Here is a 23650-nt window from a genome sequence, read left to right as displayed (position 1 = left end):
CTCCACAAACAAAATAAAAATAAATGACTATTTTTCTATTAACTTAGTATATAAAATTTTCTAATGTACATTTTGTACTTGTTCCCGAATTTTATTAACTAGAGTTCTTCCTTCCAAGGAAAGGTTGGTTATTTCTAATATTTTTGATTTGGAGGCGATTGTATTGAATTCTCTATGCATTTCTTGACAAATAAAATCCAGCTCTTGCCCTATACTGTCTTTATCTTCTTCTAGAAGACCGTTAAACCTATTAATATGACTTTTTAAACGATCTATCTCTTCGTTTATATCTGATCTTTCCGCTAAAAGAGCAATCTCCATTTCAAGCCTATTTTCATCAACATTTTGAAAACCATTTATTATCGAATTAATATTATTTTTTAACTGGTCCCTATATTTTTCTTTCATTTTATCAGAATTTTCTGATATTTTTTCTATTACTTGCTTCAATTCATTTATATAACCTTCAAGGTAACGTTTAAGGTCTTGGCCTTCCTCTTTTTGGTAATTTAATACCATTTCTATGACTTCTTTTAAAACTTGTTTCATTCCTTCCCAGATAACATTTATTTTTTCTTCATCGATAGAAACTTTTATAATATCTCTAAATTTAAGAAGAGTGTCGAGATCAACATCATCAGTTAAATGTAATTCATTTATGATATTATCGAGGGCATTGTAATAAGATTTGGCTAAACCCATATCGATATCAACGATGTCTTCAGTCTTTAAAAGTTTAATATCTACAAACACTTTTAAAGTGCCTCTTTGAAAGTAATCTTTTAAAAAACTCTGAATTTTAATTTCTAAAGGAGAGAATATATATGAAATATTTGTATTTACGTTTAAAGACTTTGAATTAAGAGATTTAATTTCAATATTATAACTATAATCCCCAATAATTTTTGTTAATCTCCCATAACCGGTCATACTTCTCATATTTTCGCCCCCTTTAACTGATATTATACATTAAAAAGCTAATAATTCAAAAATTTTAGCACATATTTTAACTTATTTACGAATAATTCGGCCTCATCGGAGTTATTCAGGTGTGACAGGCTAATTCGCACCATACCTCTTGAGGCTTCATCACTGTAACCCATACTTTCCATAACTCTACTAAAGGATTTGATTTTGCTAGAACATGCAGAAGTAGTCGATACGTAGATTTCATCTTCTGAAAGAGCATTGACGATAATATCGCCTCGTAATTTTGGAAAGAAAAAAGCTAAAGTATTTGGAACAGAATTGTCTAAAGGAGTTACTATTTTCGCCCCTAGTTTGGATAATTCTTGAGCTAAATCATCCCTTATTTTTCTTATTTTATTTTCCATAATCTCAACGTGTTGAAAAGCTTTTTTTAAGGCAAGTGAAGTTCCAACGATGCCAGGAACGTTTTGTGTCCCTGCCCTCATGCCATTTTCTTGAGAACCACCAGTAATGAATGGAAATATTCTTCTTCCTCTATGTTTGTATAAAATTCCAACCCCCTTAGGACCATGAAATTTATGAGCGGAAAAAGAGGCAAAATCGCACTGACACTTTTCTAAATCAAACGGAATTTTGCCAATAGCCTGTACACCATCTATATGAAAGTACGTTTCACTATTTTTTTGTTTTATTATTTTATACGCTTCTTCAACAGGCTGTATAGTACCCACCTCGTTGTTTGCTGCCATTAAACTAACTAAAATGGTATCATCTCTGATACTTTTGGATAATTCATCTAAGTTTATAACCCCATTTTTGTCAACATTTAGATAAGTTATTTCAAAACCTTCTCTTTCTAATTGTTCCACTGTGTTTATAACGGCAGAATGTTCTATAGACGAAGTTATTATGTGATTTCCTCTATTTTTATTAGCCTTTGCAACGCCTTTTAAGACCCAGTTTATTGACTCTGTTGCACAAGATGTAAAAAAAATCTCAGTGAGTAAGACTTTAAGTAACTCTGAGATTTGTTCTCTTGCTTCTTCCATATCGTTTTCTATATCAACACCAAATTGGTGGATGGAATTGGGATTGGCATATAGTTCTTTCATATACTTTAAAATAATATCTGCAACTTCATCATCAACTTTTGTAGTAGCGTTGTTATCAAAGTAGATCAAAAAAAATACCTCCTGCCAAAAAATTAGTTATTCATTCTGTTTGAAAACTAAAGTAAAAGTGCTTCCTTTGCCTAGCTCTGAGTCTGGTTTTAATTCTATATCTAAATTTTCTGCAACCCTTTTTGCAATTGACAAACCCAACCCATGGCTTTTATCGCTTCTTGAAAAATCTACTTTGTAGAACCTTTCAAAGATGTTCTTTAACTTTTCTTTTTCTATACCTATACCTTTATCGCTAATAGCTATGATTTTTTGCTGTGGATCAAGTTTAATTGTAAGTTCTTTTTCATCTTTTGAATAATTTATCGCATTTTCAATCAAGATTTTCAAGATCAACGATAAATATTCTTTTGAAGTAGAAACAGTAAAACTTTCGCCTTCTATCTTAACTTTAAAATCTACTAATTCCAATTTAAATAATTCTAATATTTCTTCCACTACTGATAAAACTTCTACATCTTTTCTTTCTATCGAATAATCATTTTTAGTTAGAAGCAATAATTTTTCCACCAAATCCCTTAAATATTCGTTTGAGGCTTCTATACTGTTTAACGATTCTTCCATAATTTTAGGGTCATCTTTTCCCCATCTTTTAAGCATCTTTATATATCCATTTATAGAAGTTAGAGGGGTTCTTAATTCGTGAGACACATCAGATACAAATTGGTTTTGCACCTCAAAAGCGTCTTCGATTCTTTCAAGCATAGAATTTAGTTTTTTTGCAAAAATGTCAAACTCTTTTGATTTTTGTTCGGGAATTCTCTCATCGATATTCTGTGCATCTATTTTTGAAATTTGTTCTGACATTTTAACAACAGGTTTAAGTGCGTCTTTTGCAAGAAGGTAGGAAACTAGCAAAGATATGAAAAAACCGAAGGTTATTATCCAAAAAACAGCTTTCTCAAAACTCTCTAAAAGTGCCGTTAACTCAAGCGAAGGACCACCTACTATTAGAAGTGACGAACCAAATACAGGAATTCCAGCAAAGATGTAATACATACCTCCTGATTCGTATAAATACGGTAATCTTGGTATTTTGAAGTTAGTGTCTATCAAACCATATGGATCTGAAATCAATGTCCCATCAAGTATAACTATCCTGTTTGATAACAAACTTCTTCTTAAAACACTTGAGTCCTGCATAATCTGATAAAGTAACTCTATTGGATCTTCTGTATTCTTTGGATTTCCTCTAGTCCCTCCACTTACATTTAACTGTGAAATGTACAATTCGTTGTAACTTTGAAGAGTAAATTGAATAAAAACAACCCTAACAACACCTACTATAGCAAGAACTATGGCCATAGTAACTGCCGTAAATACTATTGTTTGCCTAAAAATAGCGCTATGTTTTATTTTCTTTCTCCCTAACAATGTAACCAACACCTCTCACCGTTTCTATATTTTGAGATGAATCTTTTAATTTTTTTCTGAGATAATTTATATACACCTCAACTAAATTATTGTTTTCTTCGTCATAATAACCCCAAACTTCTTCCAAAATCTTCTCTTTTGACACAACCAAATTTTTGTTTATTGCCAATAATTTTAAGATATTAAACTCGGTTAAACTCAGATGAACATTCTTCTTTTTTACAAAAACTTCCATCGTTTTGGGATATATTTCAATATCTCCCACTTTAATCAATTCTTTAGTCTTTCCCAGCCTTCTCAAAAGAGAATCTATTCTTGCTAATATTTCCTCAATTTCAAAAGGTTTAACCACATAATCATCAGAATTTTTAAGACCTTTAACCTTACTCTCTAATTCACCCCTAGCAGTTAACATTATTATGCCAACGTCTTTGTCGAATTCTCTTATAGCTTGAGCTACCTCAAATCCATCTCTTACAGGTAACATTATATCCAATAATATAACATCAGGCTTAAAATTTTCATAGAAATTTAATGCCTCATCTCCATCTTTGGCTACTTTTACTTGATATCCAGCATGAGTAAGTTCCAACTCCAACAATCTTGAAATTGATCTATCATCTTCTACTACCAAAATTCTATACATTTTTATCCTCCCCAAACTAAAAATTAAAAATTAAAAGATAAATTGATCGAATGAATTTCATGATAAAATGAATAAGAAAGAGAAATCTTCATTCTTTCAAGTTGTAATCCGCCCATAACTGCAAAATTAAAGTGCAAAGCTGACTTACCGTCTTTTGGAATCTCTACCCCTATTCCGGGGAAAGTTAGTATTTGTAACTTTTCCTTTTCCCCGATTTTGAAATCATTGATAAGAAATAGATCGTAATCCAAACCTCGAATACTATTGAGAATATTATCTAAGTTATTTATTTGATTATTTATCTGCAAAACACCATATAAGTCAAATCTATCAAACTTTTCATAATCATCCAAAAGTAATTTTACATTCAATACTTCTTCTTCATTTTCCAGACTTACGCCTATTCTAAATTTTTCGAAAAGGTTAGTTCTAAATAAAAAACTTATGTAATTTTTAAAATCAGAAGAAACACCTAACTCATTTCCATAAAAAGTTACTATTGAAGTTGGAAGATAATTACCGGTGTTAAAGTTATAATTTATATTCATCTTAATAAAAAATAGATCTTCTGAGTCTGTTGTTTTATAATTCTTCGAAATATTATATAAATTGATTATCGACAAAACTAAAATATAGTATTCTTCATCTTTTTCTAACAAAAAATAATTGTTCTGGTTGGAGCTAACTAAGTTTGTGAATTCTACCTGTGTTTCTATTCCTACCAAATCTAGTATGTTCTCTTTTATTACAGAGTTTTCACTTTTCTTTTGAGCGTGCTGAAAAGTTTCAAAGTAATCAACTTTTTTTAACTCTGTTAAATAAGAAAAATAGTTTTCCAAAAAACCTATAGAATCTTTGTTATCAAGTAGGTTATTTTCTGAAACACCTTCCAGCAAAAGTAAGTAATCAAATACATCTTGTGAAATTTCATGCAAAGAAAGATATAGAATATCTTTATTCTCTCCTGCATTTTCATCCAAATACCTAAAAAAATTCTCTATTGAATAACTAAGCGAATCATTCCCAAAAACAACTATATTAGTTGTATTAGGAATTTGTGAAACCCTTTGATTTAGCAAAGAAAGAACATGCGATACTTTTGATAGATCTAAATTTTCAAACATTATCTGTGTTGAATTCGCTGCGAAACTCTTTCTAAAATAATCAAAATTTCCTATGATATATACATCGTCATCTACAATCTTATAATCATAAGGAGTCCCATACAATAATATGTCAAGAGCGTTTTTTACATCAACTGTATTAATTATTTTACTTTTTACCCCTTTGATACTTGGAACAGTTAAAATAACTGAATCACTCTTTTCTTCAATCTCTTTTAAAGCATCTTTTAATGGAGTTTCATAAAATTCTAAATATATATTAGAAAAGCAAAAGGTTATGTATAGTATAAAAAATAATGTTAAAGTATACTTCTTCACTTTTTTCTCCTTAAATTTAATTTAAATCTATAATATGCGTTTGAATATCTAAAAGTTCATTGGGATTAGAACCTTTGAAATAACTGAATTTCACAAATATTTTATCAATTCCCAACTCAACATCTAACTGTGTAAAAAATTCTATATTATCTCCTGGTATTAAATAATTTAATTCTCCAACAGTTATATCTTTTCCTACTTGTCTGTTAGTAGTTGAATTCCACTTTTTGATGGTCGTACTGACATAAACAGAGGAATTTCCTTTATTTTGAATTTCAAAACTTAAATCAACCTCATCATAAAAGGCATTCAAGGAATTAACATCCTCTATTTTTGTAGATGAATCTATATTGTATATATTATCCCCGAAATCAAAAATAAAAGGTAGTTCAATTCTTTTTTGAAGATTTTCTTCTCCTTTTGAATGCGCAAATAGAAGAATATTTGTAAAATATTCACCATTCATTTCAATTAAATTTGCCCTTCGAAAATCCGCTATAACCTCAATATCTTTGTATTTTGAACTTTCAAGAATAAATTGTTTTTGAGGTACAATTAAGAATTTTTCATTATCTACCATCCGTTCAGGATTAAATGTAGAAGAAGATACCTCAGTTAGTATATCAAGTTGCATATCTAAAATATCGTTGTTAATTATTTTAAAAGAACTCTCTTGTGGGGTTGTAATGTACTCTCTTGAACTCATGGTTTTGGGGATATTTACGTACATATAGTCTACATTGGTTTTTAAATTAAGTTCTTTCCTATCTGAATATAAATTACTGGTTATGTTGAATTCTTTTTCGTAAATATGTATATTCTCAAAAAAATCTTTATACCCGTAGTGAATCTCAATTCTTATTTTATACTTACCAGGCTCTAAATATTTTTCAAAAAACAGGTCTTTTCCTTTTTTTGTATTAGGAAACAAAGTTATAGATTGTTCTTTAGGAAAATCCTTTTGAAAAACCAACTGATTATTTTCTAACGAATACAAAATAATACTTCCCCAAAGTTCTATTTCCCAAATACTTTTATTGACTAATTCTATAGGGAAAAACACCCCTGAATTATATTCACCCGATATAAAAGGTTCACCAAATTGAATTTCTAAATCCGCAACAATATTTGTTCTTTCGAAAAAAGAAGCTTTTATAACTATTGGAAATGTATATTGAAAAACCTTTATTTTTTCAGAAAAATACTCTTTTACAGAAACAGGAATAATTATATAATCATTTCCTTGTATATTATCAATATTTGTTATATTAAACTCAACCTCTCTTGATTCATGAGGCGAAAGATAAAATTCCTGAATATACTCTATTTGAATATTATTTGATTTTATTGGATCTTCAAAACTAACTAGAATATTATTGTTTTTATTGTTGGTAAAATTAAAAAAAACCTTTCCCATACTTTCATTAACAAGGTCTATAGATTTATAAAACCCATCGACATTTATAGAAAAAATGGATGAAAAGATAAAAAAAACATACATAAACAGAAGTGCCTTTTTCAAAGTTTTTTCTCCTTCCGTTAATTAGTAAATGATTTTGTTCTGCTAATATACTAACCATCCTAAGGCCAATCTCCTACATGTGCATCTCCAATAACTACACTAAACTGGCCCTAAGGAATTAACATTGATAATAGTGGTATTTGTTTTCATTAATTCTGGTATATTTGTATTATATCAAACTTTTCTCTTTCTAAAAACAAAAGCACATTTTCTGCTTCAGATTTTATAAATAAATAATCTGTCTTAAATATTAATGCAAAAATAAGGGCCATGTGATAAGATATTGTTGAAAGAATAAATCATATAAAGGAGCGATAAAAATGTCCTTCTCAGCTTTGATGGATTCAAATTTTTTTTCTTTATTTATCTTCCCTATTATTATCTTTGCAATGAGGTTGTGTGATGTCAGTTTGATGACTATCAGAATCATCTTTGTTTCAAAAGGGATTAAGTTTTGGGCATCTGTTTTAGGGTTTTTTGAAATAACCGTTTGGCTTATCGCTATATCTCAAGTTATGAACAATCTAGACAATCCCCTTTACGCACTTGCTTATTCTTTAGGTTTTGCAACGGGTAATTACTTGGGAGCTGTTTTAGAAGAAAAAATAGCTATTGGTGTGAATCTTTTAAGGGTTATAACCAACAAAGATGCTCAACCTTTGGTGGATTATCTTAGAAAATCTGGTTTTGGGGTTACAAGCATAGATGCAGAAGGAGCAAAAGGACCTGTTAAGATTTTATACAGTGTTGTAAGGAGAAAAGACCTCCAAAAAATGATTAACATAGTAAAAGAATTTAACCCAAATGCTTTTTATTCCATAGAAGAAGTCCGTGGAATAAACAAAGGAATTTTTCCTGCTCAAGAAAATAATTTAATATTTGCCAACAAGTTTAGAAGAAAAGGAAAGTAAAAAACAATTCGGAAGGAGGCATATTCGATGAAATCTTACCGAAAAGAGTTGTGGTTTCATACAACAAAAAGAAGAGAGTTTATTAATATAACTCGTCTTGTTGAAGAATGTTTGGAGGAAAGTGGCGTAAAGGAAGGACTATTGTTATGTAATGCAATGCATATCACAGCAAGTGTCTTTATCAATGATGATGAAAGTGGATTACATCAAGATTTCGAGACTTTTTTAGAAAAATTAGCACCAGAAAAACCTTATAATCAGTACGAACATAATACCTTTGAAGATAATGCTGACGCACATTTAAAAAGAACGATTATGGGAAGAGAAGTAGTCGTTGCCATCACTAACGGAAAGTTGGATTTTGGTCCATGGGAGCAGATCTTCTACGGTGAGTTTGATGGTAGAAGAAGAAAAAGAGTTTTAGTCAAGATAATCGGAGAATAATATTTTTATGGTATAATTTAATTGTTATACATAATATTAGAAGAATTGTTATCCAACCTTATTACTAAAAAGGAGGGATTAGATCATGAGCATGAAGATTTCTTCACCCGCATTTAAAGATAATGATTTTATACCTAGCAAATACACCTGCGAGGGAAGGAATATAAACCCAGCATTGATTATAGAAGGAATTCCAGAAAATGCTAAAACTCTAGCTCTAATAATGGATGATCCCGATGCTCCGATGGGAACTTTTGTACATTGGGTTGCTTGGAACATTGAATTAGCTGATGAAATTCACGAAGGTATACCAAAAGAATCAACTGTTAATCATCCTATTTCACTTAAACAAGGGCTAAATACTGCCGAAAAAACTGGATACATGGGACCTTGTCCTCCTGTTGGACATGGGGTTCATCATTACCATTTTAAATTATATGCCTTAGATACTGACCTTAACTTACCAGAAAATACCAAAAAAGAAGATTTGTTAAAATCGATGGAAGGGCATATTATAGAAGAAACTGAATTAATAGGATTGTATAAAAGGAATTAATATTATAGGGGTTGAGTAAATATTTCAACCCCTTTAACTTAAAAAGGAGGGCAAATAAGAAATGGAACTAAAAATAGATGTTGTTCAGATGAATATACCTGAAGACAGCAATATCATAGTAGGGCAATCGCATTTTATAAAAACAGTTGAAGATATCTATGAAATAATAGTTACCTCAAACCCTTCTTTGAAGTTTGGTTTAGCTTTTAACGAAGCATCTGGACCAAAATTGATACGTTACGATGGAAATGACGAAGAATTGATAAAAGTAGCGATAGAAAACGCTCAAAAAATAGGGGCAGGGCACTGTTTTGTATTAATTATAAAAAATGGTTTCCCAATAAATATTAAAAATCAACTTCAAAATGTTCAAGAAGTTTTAAATATTTTTGCAGCAACTGCTAATCCTTTACAAATTGTAGTCGGAGAAACTAAGCAAGGAAGAGGCATTTTGGGGGTAATAGATGGAGAGCCACCTTTGGGTATTGAAAAAGAAGAAGACCGTAATAAAAGAAAAGAATTTTTAAGAGAAATCACCAAATACAAGAGGTGGTAAAAAATAGATATATACGAGATAGAAAGATTTTTGAATTCAATATTAAAACCTGATGATTACGAGGATTATTGTCATAACGGCATCCAAATAGAAGGAAAAAGAAACGTTAATAAAATCGCTTTAGGAGTTTCATTTAACCTTGATTTTGTTGACAAAGCTTTAAAAGAAGGAGCAGAACTTTTGTTAGTTCACCACGGAATATTTGGAAAGGATTTTTTTAATTTACGAGGATTTTTAAAAAAAAGAGTAGAAAAGGTTATCAAAAATGATTTAACGCTCATGGGGTACCATCTACCTTTAGATGCAAACTTGCAATTAGGGAATAATATTTCATTAATAAGTGAGTTAGGTCTAATAATGACAAAAAGAGAAGGAATCGCTTTTATTGGTGAATATGAAAAACCCCTAAAATTCGAAGAATTTGAAAATAAACTGAAAGATTTATTCGGCGATCAACCTTTAACGATTTATAAAAATAATGATTTTGTGCACAAAGTTGGAGTTGTATCTGGTGGAGGCTCTTCTTTATTGGAAACACTTGAAGGTGAGATAGATACTTTTGTAACAGGAGAGGTTAAAGAACAAACAAGAAATATGGCAAAAGAAATGGGAATAACCTTTATTAACGCCGGACACTATGCCACCGAAACTTTTGGAGTTAAAAACTTGGGAGAATTAATCAAACAACAATTTAACATAGACACAGTTTTTATAGACGTATATAATAATATTTAGCGTATTTCTAACAAGGAGAAAAAATGTGGGTACTAATTATATTATTACTCTTACTACTAACTTATTTAATTTTGTTTTGGATAATTCCATTTTCACTAAATGGAGCAATATATGATCCAAGTAGAAAAAAAGATGTTGAAAAAATGGTAGAAGTTGCCGAAATAAAAGGAAATGAAGTATCAGCTGATTTAGGTTCTGGAGACGGAAGAGTGGTCATAGCTTTTGCAAAAAAAGGTATCCAAGCACATGGATTTGAAATCAACCCGTTATTAGTTTTGCTTTCAAAAATAAATATAAGAAGGGAAGGCTTAAAAGGAAAAGCTTTCATTCATTGGAAAAGTTTTTGGAAAGCAGACTTATCTAGGTATGATATAATCACCGTTTTTCAGGTTGATTTTGCTATGAACAAACTTGAAAAAAAAATATCCAAAGAACTAAAACCAGGCGCAAAGGTCATATCTAATCAATGGACATTCCCTAAATGGAAACATTCTAAATATGAAAAAGGCATTTATGTGTATGAATCTGAAAATTACCCTGCTTCATAAGATACTTTAAAAAAGGAGAGAATTAAATTGAATATAGACTTGGTTAAGGTATTCACAGAACCATTCAAAATAATAGGTAAAAATCCAGCTATTCTAATACCTGTTTTCATTGGTATAATTGTATCTTTGTTATTTGGAATAATTGGACTAATCGGTCCTGTTGCTCTAGTTGTTTCAAGCATAATAGTGGGTATTATCTCTATGTTTTTTTATCCATGGGTTACTTTGCATTTTAAACAGGTTTTATCAGGATCAGAAGTTAATCTAAAAGAAAGTTACTCAGAACTTAAAAGCATGTCCCTTGAAATATTAGTTCTTTCCATCGTTGTTGGTTTCTTAATTGCTATTGGTTTTATGGCTTTCGTTGTTCCAGGGATTATATTAGCTCTTTTTCTAATATTTTCTCCATCTGCTTTGGTAGTTGATAAGCTGTCAGTCACAGAGGCAATCAAAAAAAGCTTTTCTTTTGTTTTTAACAGCAATCATTTTGTACAAATACTGATCGTTTTAACTATTATATTTCTTCTAGGATTAATACCAGTAGTAGGTATATATATTTCTATATTGTTGCAATACATACTTTTACCATACATTTATGTGGTATATTCTCAACAGTGATTAAAAAAATTTGGAGGTGGTATTTTGAATACGAAAAAGGTTTTAGGGATATTAGAATATGCTTTATCTAAAGAAATGGAAGGAATGCAATTTTACGAATCAAAAGCTAAAACAGTAAAAATAAAAGATGTGAAAGAAACTTTTGAAAGTTTAAGCGGAATGGAAAAAAGCCATGTGGATTATATAAGCGGACTCATAAAAGATATAAAAAGTCACGATTATGTTCATTTTTCACAACCAAGTGATGTTGGGCAGTCTTTTACCAAAAGAGCTTCTCAAGAAATAGTGTATGGTGGTGACTTTTCAGCTGTAAAATCTGATATACCTGTATTAAGAATGGCTTATTTAATTGAAGAAGACTTCATGAATTATTATAATAAGGCCGCTGAAAGTGTAGAAGATGAAGATATTAAAAAAATACTAAAGCACCTTGCAGAATGGGAAAAAGAGCACAGAGATAGAATTTACACCTTGTATCAAAAACTCTCAAAAGATTATTGGGAACACATGGATGTAGAACCATTATATTGATAAACGGAAGAAAAAAATCAAAAACTTAAAGGATGCTTAAGGCATCCTTTTTTGTTAATCAATTTTCTCTTGTTTTCCTAATTATCAAGCCTACATGCACCCCTGAAATTAAAAATAGAAAGCCTCTAACAAGAAACTTGCACTATTATATATTTGTTTTCATTCGTTATACCTAAGGCAGTCAATTTCCCACCATAAACACAACCTGTATCTATATCAATGCTTATAATTCTATTATCATCATCTTTTTTAATAAACACATCATCTTTTCCTGTTAAATAAAGCGTTGGAGTATGCCCATGAATTATAATATAGTTCGAATACCTTTCGTTTATTTCTAAAAACTCTTCTCTGATCCATAATAGATCGAATTTATCTTGTTCATCAACTGATTTATGAGGATTTATTCCAGCATGAACAAAAAGATAATTCTCGTTGCCAATTTTTTCCTCGTAATAAAGAGGTAAATCTTCCAAAAAATTTAGATATTCTCTATCCACACTACCATTAAAACTATTAATAGTTGACTTTGCTCCGTTATAAAACCAAAGCCCATGCTCGTAATCACCATATTTACTAAAATAATCTACCATCATATCGTCGTGATTACCTTTAATAAAAATATGCTTATTACCCTTACTCAAAGTTATTAAAAAGTCCAATACTTTCTTTGAATTTGGACCTCTATCAACATAATCTCCTAAAAATATTAACTTATCTTCATCTTTAATATGAAAATTCTCTAAAAGAGAAATTAAACAATCGTACATACCATGAATATCTGAAATTATCCAAACCATAAAAATCTCCCAATCCAATATTCGGGTGTGTGTTCGGTTCTATTCCGCTTCCTCGAAAGGGTAAATGTAACAGAAATTCCCCTCTTGATGATATGATACCTCCAAAGTAGACACGTAATTAATAAAAATTACCAAACTGCTTTGGAGGTTTAATTCCCCTTTTTGAAGGGGTGGCTGTGACGCTTTTTGTCACAGACGGGGTAGTCGGTTCTATTCCCCTTCTGTGAAGGGGTGGATGCAGCGTTTTATGCTGCAGACGGGGTAGTCGCTTCTATTCCCCTTCCTCGAAGGGGTGGATGCANCGTTTTATGCTGCAGATGGGGTAGTCACTCTTTAATTTGCTTTTAGCAAATTATATGTACCACACCCCGGCTGCGACAAAGAACGTCGCATCCACCCCTCTCAAGAGGGGAATTAAAGCTAATTCTACTTTTGTAATTATCTTTTATTATATGTAGTTATTGCTTCTCTTAAAATTCTACAAGCCTTTCTCAATTCATCACTATTTAAAACATAGGCGATTCTAATTTCTTGCTTCCCAGCATCAGGGGTAGCATAGAATCCAGATAAAGGTGAAACCATTACCGTTTCTCCATTTATATTAAAATCAGTGAGCATCCATTTTATGAACTCTTCTGAATCATCGACAGGAAGTTTTACTGAAAAATAGAAAGCTCCATGTGGCTTTTTGAAAACAGCTCCTTCTATCATTGATATTTCTTCGTAAACCGCATCCCTTCTGTCTTGATACTCTTTTTGCATTCTGATTAAATAATCGCTTTCTAAATTTTTTAATAATCCTAAAAGCCCAAACTGTGCCATTAAAGGGGGGCTTAACCTAGATTGAGCAAATTTCATAACCTGTTCCATAACTTTTTTGTTTTTGCTTGCTAGAACTCCTATTCTTGCTCCACATAAGCTGTATCGTTTTGAGACACTATCTACCAAAATAAATCTATCTTTATCTTCAAAATCCATAAGTGAAATATGCTCTTTCCCATCAAAGGTAAACTCTTTATATACCTCATCAGAGATTACAAATATATCTTTTTCCTTTGCGAAATCCACTATTCTTTTAACTTCTTCAAAGTCATACACAGCGCCTGTGGGGTTTGAAGGGTTTGAAAAAATAATCGCTTTAACTTTGTTGTTATAAGCTTTTTCAAACTCTTCTCTTGAAGGTACTGCATAACCAGTTTCGGGATCAGCTTTTACAGGGCGCAGTTTAACATCTAGCATTTCAGCAAATCCTTTATAATTTGCGTAGAACGGCTCTATAACAATTACTTCATCACCCGGATCGGCAACTGTTGCTAAAGAAAAAATAACTGCCTCACTTCCTCCCGTAGTGACGATTAGTTCTTCTGGATTAAAGTCTATATTCCATGATTTATAATAATCAGAAAAAGCCTCTCTTAACTCATATAATCCAGCTGAGTGACTGTAATATACAATGTTAGAAGAGTATTTTTTTATCCCCTCGAAGAACTCTTTTGGGGTTTCAACGTCAGGTTGCCCTATGTTTAGGTAATATATTTTTTTCCCTTCTTTTCTTGCTTTTTCAGCATAAGGTGTAAGCTTTCTAATCGGTGAAAATTGAGTATTTAAAACCCTTTGAGAAAGAAGCATCGCTTTCCCCCTTTCTAGTTTTAGAAGAAATTTGATATATTATTTTTGTAGATTAATTATACTTCAAATAACAAATTAAGTCAAAGGTAAATATCATTAATTAGAGGTGATTATTGCCGATTATAAGTGATTAATTACTCTTTGAAGAAAATTTCATTGAAAATAATTTCATTATACTAATTTTATATTTAATTATCCATTTTGGTATAATTTGAATATATTTTGGCAATTATAAACCCACAGAAAGTAAGCATAGCTTTTAAAAGGGGGAATTTAAACTTGAAAACAAAGGATGTTGTTGTTACTGGAATAATGGTTGCTTTAGTTTTTGTGTTGACTTTTGCGTTAAAAGTTCCTGTTCCGTTCACAAGAGGATATGTGCATCTTGGAGATAGTATCATTTTCATAGCAGCTATTTTGTTCGGCTGGAAAGTTGGTGCTTTAGCTGGGGGTTTAGGTGCAGCATTGGCCGATTTAGTAGGAGGTTATGCTTATTGGATTATTCCAACACTTATTATTAAGTCTGTTATGGGAGCTATGGTTGGACTAGTTTCAGATAGTTATAGGGGCAAATATTCACCAAAAAAAGAAATAGTGACTTTCATATCAAGTATCGGGATATGGATAGTTTTTACTCTTGGTATATCTTTGTTTTTAGGAAACCTTATTGAAAACTTAGCTACCTCTTCTTTAACTGGTAGTTTGATGAATGAATTAGGTTATGAAAGTATTGAAGAACTCAGAAATTTCTTGATCAACTCAAGAAACCTTATTAATATAACACTTATAATTATTCCTATAGTTTTGATTTTAGTATCAATTCTTTTTAGGAAAAAAGAATTCAAATTATTCAACATTGGGAATCTCATGGGAAGCTTGGTAGCAGGCTTGTGGATGGTTATAGGATACTTTTTATCTGGAAGAATTATTCTAGGAAATTGGGTAATACCTATTTTTGAAGTTCCTTGGAACATTTTACAATTTTCAATAGGTATTGTAGTAGCTTTTTTAGTTTTACTTGGACTAAAAAACACAAAAGTTTTTGAAAATTCTTACGAAAAGTAAAAAAACTCGGTTGCTTAAGCAACCAAGTTTTCCTTTTGAGATTATCATATCATCTTTTCGTAGCGATTTTCAACTTCTTCCCAATTAACAACATTCCACCATGCTTGAATGTAATCAGCCCTCATGTTTTGATATTTAAGATAGTAAGCGTGTTCCCATACATCTATACCTAAAATTGGTTTTAATCCAAAAGTTATCGGGTTATCTTGGTTTGGTGTGGATATTATTGATAAATGACCATTTTTATCCATGACTAGCCAAGCCCACCCACTTCCAAATCTTGATGCTGCTTCACTAGAAAATTCTTCTTTAAATTTATCAAATCCTCCGAACGTTTTAACAATATTTTCAGATAATTTTCCGGACGGAGAACCTCCTCCATTCGGCCCCATTATGGACCAAAAAATAGAATGATTATAATGTCCTCCTCCATTGTTTCTTATCGCTAACCTTATGTCTTGTGGTAAATTATCTAAATCTTTTAAAAGATCTTCTATATCTTTGTTTTTCAATTCAGGGTGTTTTTCTAATGCCGCATTCAATTTACTAACGTAACCTCCATGATGTTTATTATAATGTATTTCCATAGTAAGTGAATCTATATAAGGTTCTAAAGCATCGTATGAATACGGTAATTTCGGTAATTCAAAAGCCATAAATACACCTCCATTTTTGTATAATTCTAATCCGACAATTTTTATCGTAATTAAATTATACCATAATTTTCTGATTAATGCAAGTATTATCAAAAAATAGATCTTCGTACACTATTGGAGGTATATTTAATGGTGAGATAATGAAAGCAACAATACTAGCTAAAAAATCCTTCGATTAATAAACAAAACTCTTCAAATTTTTCAAAAAATAAAGCGTGTCCGGTGTTTTCAATGTTTACGAGCAATGAATTTTCAACTTTTTCGCTCATTTCTATTATATGATCTTTCGGAGTAATAATATCTTCTTCACCTGAAATAAAAAGAGTTTTTGCCTTGATATTTTTTATCTTATCTCTTATGTCAAAATGTTCATTAGAAGAAGCTAGTCTTACAAATCCATCGAACCAATCCTTGGTTAAAGTTTCTTTGAACATTTTCCTTCTGTTCATAAGCCATTCATAGTTACTGTTGTAAAATTGTCTGGAATAGATATATGGAAGGGAAATATCGAAAAACCTTTCTCCATCATAGAGTTTTGCAGCTACTTTCCAAGCTTCTCCAATTGATTTTAAGTAATTATCTATATAATCTGTAGCATTTGAGAGAATGAGTTTATCTACTGATTCTGGATATTTTAAAGCAAAAAGCTCAGCTATCTGTGCCCCATAAGAAACCCCCATCAAATTCACTTTTTCTAAATTCAGATGATCGATAAGCTTTTTTAGGTCCTCTACATGTATTTCTATGGTGTAAGGTTTATCGGTAATTCTTGCCGATTTCCCTTGATCTCGTGTGTCGTAGGTAATAACTTGAAATTTCTTTTCCCACCTTTGAATATGCGCACTCCAACTTGCTGTACTCATCATGATACCGTTTAATATTATTACAGGGATTCCTTTCCCATGAATTTCGTAGTATATACCCGGGTTTTCTAAATACACTTTTCTCTCACTCCTTCTAATAAGTTACTCCGTTGGTAATGTAATTGGACAATTCGATTAAAAAAGATTCAATGTCATCTATTCTTTTTAAAAATATTTTGTCAATACCTGTGTAATGGCTTATCCCCATTAAACTGTTAGCTATTAATTTTTTATCTTTTAATTTAATATGTTCCAAGTTTTCAATATATCCTTTTTCAAAACGTTCATAATATTTATCAGAAGTATCTTTTAATACAAACTCTGATTCTCTAACTATTTCATAGAACTCGGAATTTTCTTCAAAATATTTTAAAAATAGAAAGATTCCTCTTAATTCGTTTTCTGCTCTATTGAGTTCTTTTTTCATATTGATTGTTAAAAATCTTCTTGTGATTTTACCTATTATATCTACTATTTCAGATAAAAAAGATTCCTTGCTCTCAAAATATAAATAAAAGGTACCTGCAGAATAGCCTGCGTTTTTTGCAATATCATGAACATCGGTTTTATAAAAACCTTGATTGCCAAACAATTTAATACCAGAATAAATTAATTTTGTCTTTGTTGAATCACCATTGGGATATTCTGGATATTTTAATTCAGAGGTATCAAATATCTGTGAAAAATTCTTGATTTCTTGATCAAAAATACCTTTAAAAATAATTTTTTTGAGGTCTTCTTTATTATACTTGAGGTTATTAAAAATATACCTTATAACAACAAATCTTGAGATACCTGAAATATACAACTCCTCAGCAGGAGTGGTTTCCCTTAAAAAAACATTTGATATTCCCTTTGCGTACAAATTCCTCAAGTGCTCTTCGTATTGGCGGTATCTATATTGACCTTCTCTATATATTACAACATCCTTTTTATAATCTCCAACCCCGGATTTGACGATTGTTTCTAAGAACTTATCCATCCTTTCATCAATATTTTTCCCGTAAATCGTTGAAAAACCATTTTCATAATATACAACTATTTCGTTTAATATCTTTAGAAATATTTCTTCTTTATTCTTAAAATATCTATAAAAAACACCATTTGATAAATTTGCTTTTCTACAGATTTCAACAACTGATACTGTTTCATACCATTTTTGAGAAAATAAATCTCTCGCTGCCTCTAATAATTTTATGTAGGATTTGTTTTTTGTTTTTTCCATGAGCTTCTCCTTTTAAAGCTTTTATTTTCTTTGAACATACTCCTGAAATATTTTTATAAAAGCTTCAGGATCCTCCAAAATTATTGAATGCCCAACATTAGGAACTATTTTTAATTCTCCATTAACATGTTTAATTACTTCATTTGCCATATTTTTTGTAATAAGAGTATCTTTTTTACCCAAAATGAATAATGTATCGCCTTTAAAGTTTTTTGCAATTTCTTCATAGTTATAATTTTCCAAAGCTCTAGCGTTTTCTGTAAAGCATTTTGGGTTCATTAAAATAGCATCGTTAGTTAATTTGTTTAATATCTTTTTGTCTTTTAAAGACGGCATCATAGCCCTTAAGGAATTTTTTAAAAGTGTTCTGTTTCTTTTCAAAAGATTCAAAACATAATAATTTTCTTCCGGTGTTTTTAATCCTTTCAATGAAGGTGCATCCACCAATATCAATTTTTCAACTTTTTCTGGGTATCTAAAAGCTAATGACATTGCAACTGCTCCACCTAGAGAATGTCCAACTACTATGGTTTTTTCTATACCTATTTTATCCATAAATTCTTTCATAAAATTTGCGTATTCATCAATATTAATATTATCTATCTTTTCAGAATAGCAAAAGTTCGGAAGATCTGGTGTAAAAATTCTATATCCATTTATCTTTTTAATTTTATCAAACCAATTGTGTGAGGCATAATTTCCATGTATCATTAAAATCGGTTTACCTTCTCCATATACCTCGTAGTATATCTTTTTTCCATTAATATCAATATAACTTCCGCCTTTTCTTTTGTTTTTATGAATTTTTTTAATTAACCAAACTAACGGTACTTCGAAATAATTTAAGTATAAAATATTTAAACCATAAGATAAGCCTCTAGGAAAGAATAAAACAAAAACAATCAGTAATCCTCCTACAATTATTGTCATTGGGAAATTTATTCTAGAAAATAAAAATGGCATGCCAGTAATTAAGATCGAACCGATTAAACCTCCATTAAGTGACGCAAAACCTCCAATAACGACCATAGCTAACAAATTTAAAGAAACATTTAAGCCGAAATCTGCAGGAGCAATATATCCAATCGTATGGGCATAAAGAAAGCCAGCTATTCCTCCATATATGGCACTAATAATGAAAGCTTGTAATTTTACTCTAGGAATATTAACTCCAAAAGCAGTTGCAGCGGTTTCGCTATCTCTTACCATATTGTATTTTTTACCAACAGGGGATTTTGTTATTACACTAGTAATATATACAAGCAAACAATAAATAACCAAATTAATGATAAATTTTCCAAATTCAGATTCAACTATTGGAGGAATATTTCTCATACCAGTTCTTCCACCAAGAATTGATAATGAGGCAATGATTTCTTGAATAGCAATCCCAAATGCCATAGTTGCAATAGCTAAATAAAACCCCTTCAATCTTAAAGCAGGTAAAGCAATAACAATTCCAAAAAAAGCGGAAAAAACCATGGCTAAGATAAAGTTTAATAATATCGGTACATTGAAAGCTGAGGTTAAAAAAGCTGAAGTATAAGCGCCAATAGCCATAAAAGCAGCGTGGCCTATAGATATTTGTCCTGTATATCCGAAGATTACATTCAAACCCAAGGCTGCGATAGCCATAATTATAATATTGGAAAATACTAATAGCATAAAAGATTGGGGAATAAAAATCAATCCTAAAATTACACCTATTATTAATGTATAAATAGCAGTCTTCATTCTTACACTCTCCCCTTGTCTTCATTACCAAATAATCCTGATGGTTTTACTATCAAAACAATAATTATCAGAATAAGAATGATAGATAATTGATAATCTGGGGAAATGTAGACACCTACAAGTTTTTCAATTATTCCCAATAAAAGCCCTCCAACAATAGCTCCAAATAAACTTGAGAAACCTCCAAGAACACCCGCAGTTACTCCGTATAATTGTAAATTTATCATCATATTTGGATGAATATAGGTTTTAGGAGCTGCTAACATACCTACCAAACTAACGGTTGCAATTCCTATCCCCCAAACAATTGCATCTACTTTGTTTATATCAACACCTGTAGTTAAAGCCCCCACCTCATCTTGTGATCGAGCCCTTATAGCTATGCCTAGTTTTGTAAATTTCAAAAAAATGGCCAAAAAAAGCATTATCGAAACTGAAATGATAGTAATAAATATGTCGTTTTTTGGAAGAACAATAACGCCATTTTCTAAAAAGAAAATAAACGGTGTTCCCGATGCAATTTCTGGAAAGGTGAAATAATCTGTTCCCCAAATGAGCATTACTAAACCTTCAATTACCATTAAAAGTCCCAGAGTAACCATTAACATAGCTCCGTGAGATAATTGTTTTATAGGTCTCATCAAGAATCTTTCTATGACTAAACCTACAAAAAAACCAAATATTACACCAATTAATAACGATAAAATCAAATTATTAGTCATTAAATAAAAAGTCAATCCCATATAGGTTCCCAACATACCAGAATTACCGTGAGCAAAGTTTAAAACACCCACGGTTCTAAAAATCAATACTATACCAAACGCTGTTAGACCATAGAGAGCTCCCTGAGGAATACCTGAAATTATACTTTGTAGTATTTGCAACTTGATCCTCCTTTTCACATGCCTAAGTAGGCTTTTTTAACTTTTTCATCTTTTAACATCTCTTGAGCGTTTCCTTCGTGTACAATTCTTCCATTTTCAAGTATATAAGCTTTATTACTTATTTTTAAGGATTTTACAGCATTTTGTTCTACAAGCAATATCGGAATACCGTTTTCTTTTAGTGTCAATAATACTTTATAAATCTGATCTATTATAATTGGTGCTAATCCTAAAGAAGGTTCGTCTAACATAAGTATTTCTGGATCAGCCATCAAGGCTCTTCCTACAGCTAACATTTGTTGTTCGCCACCCGAAAGAGAACCTGCTTTTTGCTTCTTTCTTTCATTTAGAATTGGAAAAAGTTCAAACACAAATTCAGAATTCTTATTATAATTTCCTCTCATATAATTTCCCATCTTCAAATTTTCTTCAACTGTAAGCCCTGAAAAAATACGCCTGTTTTCAGGACAAAGAATCATACCTTTTTTAACTTTATAAACTGTGCTTTTGTTACTGATATCTTCCCCTTTAAAAAAAACTTTTCCTTTTGATTTAACAATATTTAATACCCCAAATAAAGTCGATGTTTTGCCCGCACCATTCGAACCTAAAATCGAAACTATTTCACCTTTATTCACCTTAAAAGAAATTCCTTTAACTGCTTTTACATGTCCATAATTAACTTCTAGATTTTCGACTTCAAGCATTTTCTTCTTCCCCCAAATATACTTTTATAACTTCTTCGTTTTTTGAGATTTCTTCAGGGACACCTTCTGCGATCTTTTGACCAAAATTCATGACTGTAATAATATTTGAAACGTTCATCACTACGTTCATATCGTGTTCGACCAGTAATATTGTTTTGCCTTTTTCATTGACCATTTTTATAATATCTATAATTTCTTCAGTTTCATAATTGTTCAATCCTGCTGCCGGTTCGTCTAATAATAGTAACTCTGGATCAGAGGCTATTGCACGGGCTAATTCAACTCTTTTAAGTATCCCGTAAGGAAGTTGGGCGGGAAAGGAAGCTAATCTGTTTTTAATTTCAAAAATTTCTGCTATTTCTAAGACCCTCTCTCTTGCTTCCTCTTCATAATTCTTTCGAGACTTTGAAAGTATAGAAAATATAGATTTATTATATAAATAAATTATCCCAGAATAAATATTATCAAAAACGTTCATTGCTTGAAACAACTGTAAATTCTGAAAAGTTCTAGATATTCCTTTATAAATAACATCGTTTGCATTCAAACTCAAAAGATTTTCTCCTTTGAATTCAATCTTCCCATTCTGTGGTTCAATAATCCTTGTTACTGTATTAAATAAAGTAGTTTTTCCAGCCCCATTAGGGCCTATTAAGGAATGAATTTCCCCTGGTTTCACACTCATTGAAAAATTATTAACGGCCTTTAATCCACCAAAAGAAACAGTAACATCATTTATCTCGAGCATAAATTCACCTCACAATAGTTTCAACATCTTTTAAAAAATGGGGGAGGTTTACCTCCCCGACTTTGAAATTTTCATAGAACATCAAGCAAAGTTTCAACAGAATAATTCATCCAATTACTTGCAAAATCCCAAACTAAACCATATTCTGTTAGTACAGATTTTAAAACGTACATAGAAGTCATTCCCATTCTTGAATCGAACCCTTGAGATACAGGCTTGTAAGTTAGACCGTGATTTTCGTCACCAAGAGTTATATAATTTCCTTTCCAGTTGTCCAAGGTTTCTAAAGCTTCTACTAATTTCTCTCTTGTTAAATCTGGACCGGCTCTTTTAACTCCTTCTACAAAAACCTCAGCAGCTATCATACCTGCAATTGCATATGCATTTGGAATTTGGTTATAGTATTTTTGATAAATTTGAATAGCTGGTTCTTGTGGATTTGTAAAATCAACAGCTACCCATGCCATAACTTCTACGCCATCTCCTGCTTCACCAGCTAATTGTAAATAAGTTTCATCAGCATTTGAATAAGTTAAAAGGTATCTTTGATCAGTCATGCCATACTGTTTAGCTTGTCTTACAAAACCTACGGATTGTGGCAAGAAAAGCATAACAGCTACAGCATCGGGCTTAGCAGACAACAATCTCGTAACTTCAGGTGTAAAATCGCTTTTAAAAGGATCAACTGCTATGTTTGCAACTGGTTCCATCCCTAAAGATTTTAATGTCCCTACAGCAGATTCACTAAATTCTTGGCCATCCTCAGCATTTCTATAAACTATTGCTATTCTCTCGTGACCCTGTTCAACCAAGTAATTTATAACAATATTTCCTTCAACTATATAGTTTGGTTGTACTGGGAAAATATATTTTTTCGGAGGCAAGCTAAACTCAATGGATCCTCCACCTTGATAAACAAATGGGACTTTGTTGTTATTTAAATAATCCTGTACAGCTAAAATACCTGGTGTTCCAAGTCCACCAACTATTGCGAAAACACCATCTTGTTCAACCATTCTTCTAACTTCAACTACGGTTTTAGCTGGATTAAATTGATCGTCTGCCACTATTAATTCAATTTCTCTACCATAGATTCCACCGTTTTCATTGATGTAATTAAAATATGCCTGCATACCTTGTGCCATAGGTCTACCAATCCCTGCTACTGGACCTGACATAGCTTGAAATGTTCCAACTAAAATCTTGTCATCTGTTACACCCACTTCTGCAAACGAAGAAACTACAAATAATACCAAAAGAAACATACCTAAAAACTTTTTCATACTTCTCACCCCTTTTAATAGTTTTTAGAATAAAATGTTCTTGCTCTTACATCTTAAAACTC

At 31.2% G+C, this 23650-nt stretch carries 25 protein-coding genes; 9 read left to right on the top strand and 16 right to left on the bottom strand.

Translation table 11 applies throughout. The annotated features are described in order from the left end of the window. Positions 1-60: 60 nt before the first annotated feature. From PW5551_RS00305 to PW5551_RS00280, 6 genes are read right to left on the bottom strand one after another with little or no spacing between them, the layout of a single operon-like run. Entirely contained in the window at positions 61-939 is an 879-nt protein-coding gene (locus PW5551_RS00305; protein WP_113073412.1) for a YicC/YloC family endoribonuclease, read from the bottom strand. A 38-nt stretch (positions 940-977) separates the two neighbouring features. Further along, the gene (locus PW5551_RS00300; RefSeq protein ID WP_113073411.1) at positions 978-2111 is read right to left on the bottom strand and encodes a cysteine desulfurase family protein; all 1134 of its coding nucleotides are present in this window, start codon (positions 2109-2111) and stop codon (positions 978-980) included. A gap of 27 nt (positions 2112-2138) precedes the next feature. Further along, complete coding sequence (locus tag PW5551_RS00295) at positions 2139-3485, bottom strand: cell wall metabolism sensor histidine kinase WalK (RefSeq protein WP_113073410.1); 1347 nt, start codon at positions 3483-3485, stop codon at positions 2139-2141. After that, positions 3457-4131, bottom strand: a complete 675-nt coding sequence (locus PW5551_RS00290) for a response regulator transcription factor (protein WP_113073409.1) — start codon at positions 4129-4131, stop codon at positions 3457-3459. Before PW5551_RS00290 ends, PW5551_RS00295 begins: the two co-directional genes overlap by 29 nt. Positions 4132-4154: 23 nt before the next feature. Further along, positions 4155-5573, bottom strand: a complete 1419-nt coding sequence (locus PW5551_RS00285) for a hypothetical protein (RefSeq protein WP_113073408.1) — start codon at positions 5571-5573, stop codon at positions 4155-4157. A gap of 16 nt (positions 5574-5589) precedes the next feature. Further along, entirely contained in the window at positions 5590-7095 is a 1506-nt protein-coding gene (locus PW5551_RS00280; RefSeq protein WP_113073407.1) for a hypothetical protein, read from the bottom strand. Positions 7096-7415: 320 nt separating this feature from the next. On the opposite strand from PW5551_RS00280, the gene PW5551_RS00275 reads away from it, so the two are divergent. From PW5551_RS00275 to PW5551_RS00240, 8 genes are all read left to right on the top strand, one after another. After that, positions 7416-8006, top strand: coding sequence for a DUF2179 domain-containing protein (locus PW5551_RS00275; RefSeq protein ID WP_113073406.1), 591 nt, complete (start codon positions 7416-7418; stop codon positions 8004-8006). A gap of 27 nt (positions 8007-8033) precedes the next feature. Next, a complete protein-coding gene (locus PW5551_RS00270) occupies positions 8034-8450 on the top strand; it encodes a secondary thiamine-phosphate synthase enzyme YjbQ (RefSeq protein ID WP_113073405.1) in 417 nt (138 codons plus the stop codon). Positions 8451-8535: 85 nt separating this feature from the next. Continuing rightward, the gene (locus tag PW5551_RS00265) at positions 8536-9006 is read left to right on the top strand and encodes a YbhB/YbcL family Raf kinase inhibitor-like protein (protein WP_113073404.1); all 471 of its coding nucleotides are present in this window, start codon (positions 8536-8538) and stop codon (positions 9004-9006) included. A gap of 61 nt (positions 9007-9067) precedes the next feature. Continuing rightward, positions 9068-9562: an adenosine-specific kinase gene (locus PW5551_RS00260; RefSeq protein ID WP_113073403.1), complete on the top strand. Its 495-nt coding sequence runs from the start codon at positions 9068-9070 to the stop codon at positions 9560-9562. A 3-nt stretch (positions 9563-9565) separates the two neighbouring features. After that, positions 9566-10297 (top strand): Nif3-like dinuclear metal center hexameric protein, encoded by a 732-nt coding sequence (locus PW5551_RS00255; RefSeq protein ID WP_113073402.1) that lies wholly within the window; start codon positions 9566-9568, stop codon positions 10295-10297. Positions 10298-10320: 23 nt separating this feature from the next. Continuing rightward, positions 10321-10845 carry a class I SAM-dependent methyltransferase gene (locus tag PW5551_RS00250; RefSeq protein ID WP_113073401.1) on the top strand — a complete coding sequence of 175 codons (525 nt, stop codon included), beginning with the start codon at positions 10321-10323 and terminating at the stop codon, positions 10843-10845. 27 nt (positions 10846-10872) lie between these two features. Then, a complete protein-coding gene (locus PW5551_RS00245; RefSeq protein ID WP_113073400.1) occupies positions 10873-11463 on the top strand; it encodes a hypothetical protein in 591 nt (196 codons plus the stop codon). 24 nt (positions 11464-11487) lie between these two features. Continuing rightward, complete coding sequence (locus PW5551_RS00240) at positions 11488-11994, top strand: ferritin family protein (protein WP_113073399.1); 507 nt, start codon at positions 11488-11490, stop codon at positions 11992-11994. Positions 11995-12119: 125 nt separating this feature from the next. Here PW5551_RS00240 and PW5551_RS00235 read toward each other — a convergent pair whose 3' ends face one another. Beyond that, on the bottom strand, positions 12120-12794 hold the full coding sequence (locus PW5551_RS00235) for a metallophosphoesterase family protein (protein WP_113073398.1): 675 nt from the start codon (positions 12792-12794) through the stop codon (positions 12120-12122). A gap of 438 nt (positions 12795-13232) precedes the next feature. Then, positions 13233-14423, bottom strand: coding sequence for a pyridoxal phosphate-dependent aminotransferase (locus tag PW5551_RS00230; RefSeq protein WP_113073397.1), 1191 nt, complete (start codon positions 14421-14423; stop codon positions 13233-13235). A 279-nt stretch (positions 14424-14702) separates the two neighbouring features. Here PW5551_RS00230 and PW5551_RS00225 point away from each other — a divergent pair, with 279 nt between their 5' ends. Beyond that, complete coding sequence (locus PW5551_RS00225) at positions 14703-15488, top strand: ECF transporter S component (protein WP_113073396.1); 786 nt, start codon at positions 14703-14705, stop codon at positions 15486-15488. Positions 15489-15532: 44 nt separating this feature from the next. On the opposite strand, the gene PW5551_RS00220 is transcribed toward PW5551_RS00225, so the two are convergent. The 8 genes from PW5551_RS00220 to PW5551_RS00185 all read right to left on the bottom strand — a co-directional run bounded on the left by PW5551_RS00220 (position 15533) and on the right by PW5551_RS00185 (position 23588). Continuing rightward, positions 15533-16144: a superoxide dismutase gene (locus tag PW5551_RS00220; protein WP_113073395.1), complete on the bottom strand. Its 612-nt coding sequence runs from the start codon at positions 16142-16144 to the stop codon at positions 15533-15535. 155 nt (positions 16145-16299) lie between these two features. Beyond that, positions 16300-17085, bottom strand: a complete 786-nt coding sequence (locus tag PW5551_RS00215; RefSeq protein ID WP_113073394.1) for an alpha/beta fold hydrolase — start codon at positions 17083-17085, stop codon at positions 16300-16302. Between the two features lie 16 nt (positions 17086-17101). Continuing rightward, a complete protein-coding gene (locus PW5551_RS00210; protein WP_113073393.1) occupies positions 17102-18232 on the bottom strand; it encodes a TetR/AcrR family transcriptional regulator in 1131 nt (376 codons plus the stop codon). A gap of 21 nt (positions 18233-18253) precedes the next feature. After that, the gene (locus PW5551_RS00205) at positions 18254-19966 is read right to left on the bottom strand and encodes an alpha/beta fold hydrolase (protein WP_113073392.1); all 1713 of its coding nucleotides are present in this window, start codon (positions 19964-19966) and stop codon (positions 18254-18256) included. Positions 19967-19968: 2 nt separating this feature from the next. Then, positions 19969-20850, bottom strand: a complete 882-nt coding sequence (locus tag PW5551_RS00200) for a branched-chain amino acid ABC transporter permease (protein ID WP_158526086.1) — start codon at positions 20848-20850, stop codon at positions 19969-19971. Between the two features lie 14 nt (positions 20851-20864). After that, complete coding sequence (locus PW5551_RS00195; protein WP_113073390.1) at positions 20865-21557, bottom strand: ABC transporter ATP-binding protein; 693 nt, start codon at positions 21555-21557, stop codon at positions 20865-20867. Then, complete coding sequence (locus PW5551_RS00190) at positions 21550-22305, bottom strand: ABC transporter ATP-binding protein (RefSeq protein WP_113073389.1); 756 nt, start codon at positions 22303-22305, stop codon at positions 21550-21552. Before PW5551_RS00190 ends, PW5551_RS00195 begins: the two co-directional genes overlap by 8 nt. A 71-nt stretch (positions 22306-22376) precedes the next feature. Continuing rightward, the gene (locus PW5551_RS00185) at positions 22377-23588 is read right to left on the bottom strand and encodes an ABC transporter substrate-binding protein (RefSeq protein WP_113073388.1); all 1212 of its coding nucleotides are present in this window, start codon (positions 23586-23588) and stop codon (positions 22377-22379) included. Positions 23589-23650: the final 62 nt, after the last annotated feature.

It is taken from the genome of Petrotoga sp. 9PW.55.5.1 (assembly GCF_003265365.1).
Taxonomy (GTDB): Bacteria; Thermotogota; Thermotogae; order Petrotogales; family Petrotogaceae; genus Petrotoga.
The sequence above is the reverse complement of the archived record's forward strand: the minus strand, read 5'-3'. Positions and strand labels throughout refer to the sequence as shown.

Excerpts from the sequence above, each read along its gene's own strand:
- PW5551_RS00230 (WP_113073397.1), bottom strand. The coding sequence starts at position 14,423 with ATGCTTCTTTCTCAAAGGGTTTTAAATACTCAATTTTCACCGATTAGA.
- PW5551_RS00265 (WP_113073404.1), top strand. The coding sequence starts at position 8,536 with ATGAGCATGAAGATTTCTTCACCCGCATTTAAAGATAATGATTTTATA.
- PW5551_RS00190 (WP_113073389.1), bottom strand. The coding sequence starts at position 22,305 with ATGCTCGAGATAAATGATGTTACTGTTTCTTTTGGTGGATTAAAGGCC.
- PW5551_RS00290 (WP_113073409.1), bottom strand. The coding sequence starts at position 4,131 with ATGTATAGAATTTTGGTAGTAGAAGATGATAGATCAATTTCAAGATTG.
- PW5551_RS00305 (WP_113073412.1), bottom strand. The coding sequence starts at position 939 with ATGAGAAGTATGACCGGTTATGGGAGATTAACAAAAATTATTGGGGAT.
- PW5551_RS00220 (WP_113073395.1), bottom strand. The coding sequence starts at position 16,144 with ATGGCTTTTGAATTACCGAAATTACCGTATTCATACGATGCTTTAGAA.
- PW5551_RS00185 (WP_113073388.1), bottom strand. The coding sequence starts at position 23,588 with ATGAAAAAGTTTTTAGGTATGTTTCTTTTGGTATTATTTGTAGTTTCT.
- PW5551_RS00260 (WP_113073403.1), top strand. The coding sequence starts at position 9,068 with ATGGAACTAAAAATAGATGTTGTTCAGATGAATATACCTGAAGACAGC.
- PW5551_RS00250 (WP_113073401.1), top strand. The coding sequence starts at position 10,321 with ATGTGGGTACTAATTATATTATTACTCTTACTACTAACTTATTTAATT.
- PW5551_RS00210 (WP_113073393.1), bottom strand. The coding sequence starts at position 18,232 with ATGGAAAAAACAAAAAACAAATCCTACATAAAATTATTAGAGGCAGCG.
- PW5551_RS00275 (WP_113073406.1), top strand. The coding sequence starts at position 7,416 with ATGTCCTTCTCAGCTTTGATGGATTCAAATTTTTTTTCTTTATTTATC.
- PW5551_RS00205 (WP_113073392.1), bottom strand. The coding sequence starts at position 19,966 with ATGAAGACTGCTATTTATACATTAATAATAGGTGTAATTTTAGGATTG.
- PW5551_RS00270 (WP_113073405.1), top strand. The coding sequence starts at position 8,034 with ATGAAATCTTACCGAAAAGAGTTGTGGTTTCATACAACAAAAAGAAGA.
- PW5551_RS00195 (WP_113073390.1), bottom strand. The coding sequence starts at position 21,557 with ATGCTTGAAGTCGAAAATCTAGAAGTTAATTATGGACATGTAAAAGCA.
- PW5551_RS00235 (WP_113073398.1), bottom strand. The coding sequence starts at position 12,794 with ATGGTTTGGATAATTTCAGATATTCATGGTATGTACGATTGTTTAATT.